The organism is Candidatus Saccharimonadia bacterium, assembly GCA_035544015.1.
Classification (GTDB): Bacteria; Patescibacteriota; Saccharimonadia; order UBA4664; family UBA4664; genus UBA5169.
In genome coordinates, this window is record DATKIP010000017.1 from 1 (window position 1) to 1,920 (window position 1,920).

Annotated in this window: 3 protein-coding genes; 2 read left to right on the forward strand and 1 reads right to left on the reverse strand. The window is 57.2% G+C overall.

Features of this window, described 5'->3' with window-relative positions:
• Together VMT30_02025 and VMT30_02030 are read left to right on the forward strand one after the other, a co-directional pair.
• Positions 1-454, forward strand: a 454-nt coding sequence (locus tag VMT30_02025) for a hypothetical protein (GenBank protein ID HVQ43721.1), incomplete at its 5' end; no start/stop codon positions are given.
• A gap of 86 nt (positions 455-540) precedes the next feature.
• Positions 541-1,626, forward strand: a complete 1,086-nt coding sequence (locus VMT30_02030; protein ID HVQ43722.1) for an IS5 family transposase — start codon at positions 541-543, stop codon at positions 1,624-1,626.
• 90 nt (positions 1,627-1,716) lie between these two features.
• Here the strand turns inward: VMT30_02030 and VMT30_02035 are convergent.
• The coding region (locus VMT30_02035; GenBank protein ID HVQ43723.1) for a hypothetical protein at positions 1,717-1,920 on the reverse strand (204 nt) is incomplete at its 5' end.

Below are 1,920 nucleotides of genomic sequence, written 5' to 3' on the forward strand. Positions count from 1 at the left end.
TCCGATTCGGACCTTCACCAAGCGTAACCGCTATGGCCTGCCACCCTTGTATTTGGCATCTTGGCCGCACTCAAAGACCAACAGCAATGAGAGCTTGCTTTTTTTTGGCGACAATTTTTCTTCAGTCGTCCCATTCTACGGCGAAAGGAAGTCACTTGGCGTTGTACCTTGGACGAGCCCTTCTTTATTTAACAAGATAATTTCCGACCCGCAGTCCGCATTGGGCGACGCCCCCCTAGGCGGGATAATCGATTGCCGGCATTCTTTGCAAACAAGCGCGGAGCAGATGGGGAAGATCGACGCGTGGCTTTACAGTGCGGAGCAGACGGCGAAGATCGACGCGCTCCTGGCTAACCGCCGGACAGTTTTCCATACTGGGCGCTGCAGACTCATGGCACCTGATCGTGGGTCATTCCGGCCGCTTCATCTTCGTTGTCGCGTCAAGCGGCTCTAACAGGCTGCTGAAAAACTGGGCCGCCAGACTGACATTGGAGCACGAATCTGATTCCTGTGCTGTTGAGAGAGCAGCAGGAGGAATCCATGCGCGGTTCGGATATACGGACAGGTGATCTGTTTTCCTATGTCGATCTCGAACAGAGAGTGCCCGCAAACCATCCACTGCGATTGATCCGGCGCATCGTCAACGAGGTTCTTGCTGCTCTCGACAGCGAATTTGGCAGGCTGTACGCGACCGAAGGGCGGCCCTCGATCGCCCCCGAGCGGCTGCTACGAGCGCTTTTGCTGCAGGCGTTCTACAGCATCCGCTCGGAGCGCCAGTTGATGGAACAATTGCATTACAATCTGCTCTATCGCTGGTTTATCGGTCTCGGCGTGGATGATCAGGTTTGGGTGCCGACGGTGTTCACGAAAAACCGCGACCGGCTGCTTGAAGCCGCGGTGGCGCGCAAATTTCTGGCCGAGCTTCTCGCTCATAGGGACGTGCGCGCCTTGCTTTCGGACGACCACTTTTCCGTCGACGGCACGCAGGTTCAAGCTTGGGCATCGATGAAGAGCTTTGTGGCGAACGACGGTTCGAGTGAGCCGCCATTGCCTGGGCGCAACGGTGAGCGCCATTTTCACCGCGAGCAGCGCAGCAATCAGACACACGGCTCTATCACGGATCCGGAGGCCAAACTCGCCAAGAAGGGCAAAGGTAAGGAGGCAAAGCTCGCCTATACGGGCAATGTCATGACCGAGAACCGCAACGGCTTCGTCGTCGAGTCGGAACTGCGACAGGTGTCGGGCGCGGTCGAGCGCGAAACCGCGAAAGACATGATCGTGCGCTATTCGCCCGGCGCCAAGCGCATCACCGTGGGCGCCGACAAGGGCTTCGATACGGCTGACTTTGTATCCGACATGCGGGACTTCAACGTTACACCGCACGTGGCGCAAAACACGACCAATCGACTCTCCGCCATCGACGGTCGCACTATCCGCCACTGCGGATACGAGGTCAGCCAGCAGAAGCGCAAACGGGTCGAGGAGCCATTCGGGTGGGGCAAGACCATTGGCGGATTGGCGCGGCCAATGCTGCGTGGCGTGAAGAAGCTGGACTTCAAGTTCACGCTGACAATGGCTGCCTACGATCTCATCAAGTTGCCCAGGTTGATCGGAGTAACCGCTTGAATGACAGCAGGCTGCCAAACGGCAATGTCGGCAACGCTTTAAACTCGTAGACAACGCCAACCCGGAGCCAATGCCACTTGAGTTGCATTTTCAGCAGCCTGCTAGAGGCCCGAGATGGGTCCAAAAGCGATAGGCTGCAACGAGCATATTCCGCCGGATCACCTTTCGATTCTGTTGTAAAACTCGGTTGCGGCTGAGTTGGCTGTGAGTTTTTGGCCCATGGCCTTTACCGGTGGCAAAGCGGGCGAGGAACCCGCCCGTGGTATTAAGGCACTCCGGCAAACGTTGTAACTC